This window comes from Bradyrhizobium sp. P2_E8 (genome assembly GCF_056403875.1).
Genome location: NZ_JBFUES010001133.1, coordinates 1 through 2,212 on the forward strand (window position 1 = coordinate 1; position 2,212 = coordinate 2,212).

Annotated in this window: 2 protein-coding genes; both read left to right on the top strand. The window is 64.9% G+C overall.

The features are described from left to right. The coding region (locus AC1D00_RS37670; RefSeq protein ID WP_477014160.1) for a phosphoglycerate kinase at nucleotides 1-1,006 on the top strand (1,006 nt) is incomplete at its 5' end. A gap of 55 nt (nucleotides 1,007-1,061) precedes the next feature. After that, the gene (gene fba, locus AC1D00_RS37675; RefSeq protein WP_092186765.1) at nucleotides 1,062-2,129 is read left to right on the top strand and encodes a class II fructose-bisphosphate aldolase; all 1,068 of its coding nucleotides are present in this window, start codon (nucleotides 1,062-1,064) and stop codon (nucleotides 2,127-2,129) included. Nucleotides 2,130-2,212 lie beyond the last annotated feature (83 nt).

Sequence of the window (2,212 nt, forward strand, 5' to 3'; positions counted from 1 at the left end):
GCAGAAGGGACGCGACGCCAAGGAGTCGCTCAAGCCCGTCGCCGAGGCGTTGTCGAAGGTGGTGAAGAAGCCGGTCGCGTTTGCCGACGACTGCATCGGCGAGCCCGCGGCCTCGGCCGTGGCGGCACTCGAGGATGGCGACATCCTCTGTCTGGAAAACACCCGCTTCCACAAGGAAGAGGAAAAGAACGATCCCGCCTTCGTCGCGGAATTGGCCAAGCTCGGCGACATCTGGGTCAATGACGCGTTCTCGGCCGCGCACCGCGCCCACGCCTCGACCGAGGGCCTCGGCCACAAGCTGCCGGGCTATGCAGGCCGCACCATGCAGGCCGAGCTCGATGCGCTGGAGAAGGCGCTGGGCTCGCCGACCAAGCCGGTCATCGCGATCATCGGCGGCGCCAAGGTCTCGACCAAGATCGACCTGCTCGAAAACCTCGTCAGCAAGGTCGACGCACTCGTGATCGGCGGCGGCATGGCCAACACCTTCCTGCACGCCCAGGGCGTCGGAATCGGCAAGTCGCTGGCCGAGAAGGATCTCGCGCCGACCGCGCTGCGCATCATGGAAAAGGCGGAAGCCGCCAACTGCGCCATCATCCTGCCGGTCGACGCCACGGTCGCCTATCATTTCGCGGCGAACGCGCCCTCCCACGCCTACGGCCTCGATGCGATCCCGGCCGACGGCATGATCCTCGACGTCGGCCCGCAATCGGTCGCGCGCGTCCACGCCGCGATCGACGACGCGGCGACGCTGGTCTGGAACGGGCCGTTAGGGGCCTTCGAGATGCAGCCGTTCGACCGCGGCACGGTCGCGGCCGCCAAGCACGCCGCCGAGCGCACCAGGGCGAAAAAGCTGATCTCGATCGCGGGCGGCGGCGACACGGTCGCGGCCCTCAACCAGGCCCATGTGGCCGGTGACTTCACCTATGTCTCGACCGCCGGTGGCGCATTTCTTGAATGGATGGAAGGCAAGCCACTGCCCGGCGTCGAGGTCCTGCGCGTCAAGTAGTCAGTCGACAAGTAGCTAGCGGGGCCCTGAAGGCCCAAACCGGAGAAAAAGACACATGGCTCGGATCACGTTACGTCAATTGCTCGACCATGCGGCTGAGAACGATTACGGCGTACCGGCCTTCAACATCAACAACATGGAACAGGCGCTGGCGATCATGGACGCCGCCAACCAGGTCGATGCGCCCGTCATCATCCAGGCTTCGCGCGGTGCGCGCTCCTACGCCAACGACGTCATGCTCAAGCACATGATGGACGCGGTGACCGAGATCTATCCGCACATCCCGGTCTGCGTGCATCTCGACCATGGCAACGAGCCCGCGACCTGCATGACCGCGATCCAGGCCGGTTTCACCTCGGTGATGATGGACGGCTCGCTCAAGGCCGACGGCAAGACCCCCGGCGACTGGGGCTACAATGTCGGCGTCACCAAGACCGTGACCGACATGGCCCATCTCGGCGGCATCTCCGTCGAGGGCGAGCTTGGCGTGCTCGGCTCGCTCGAGACCGGCATGGGCGACAAGGAAGACGGCCACGGCGCCGAAGGCAAGCTGAGCCACGACCAGCTCCTGACCAATCCGGACGAGGCCGTGAAGTTCGTCCAGGAGACCAGGGTCGACGCGCTCGCGATCGCGATGGGGACGTCTCACGGTGCTTACAAATTTACCCGCAAGCCGGACGGCGACATCCTCGCCATGAACGTGATCGAGGAGATCCACCGCAAGCTGCCGAACACGCATCTCGTCATGCACGGTTCGTCCTCGGTGCCGCAGGATCTCCAGGACATCATCAACACCTATGGTGGCAAGATGAAGCCGACCTGGGGCGTGCCGGTTGCCGAGATCCAGCGCGGCATCAAGAACGGCGTGCGCAAGATCAACATCGACACCGACAACCGCATGGCGATGACCGGCCAGATCCGGAAGGTGCTCAAGGACAATCCGGAAGAGTTCGACCCGCGCAAGTACCTGAAGCCGGCGATGGAAGCGATGACCAAGCTGTGCAAGCAGCGGCTCCAGGAGTTCAACACCGCAGGGCAGGCCTCCAAGATCAAGAAGGTCCTGACCACCGCCGAGATGGCCAAGCGCTACGCCAAGGGCGAGCTCAACCCCCGCGTCGCGTAACGATCCCCGGGTCGCGTAGCGATCCCCGCGTCGCGTAGCGATCGCGCGGTGGCGTGATCCAGTACACGCCCTCTCCGTCATTC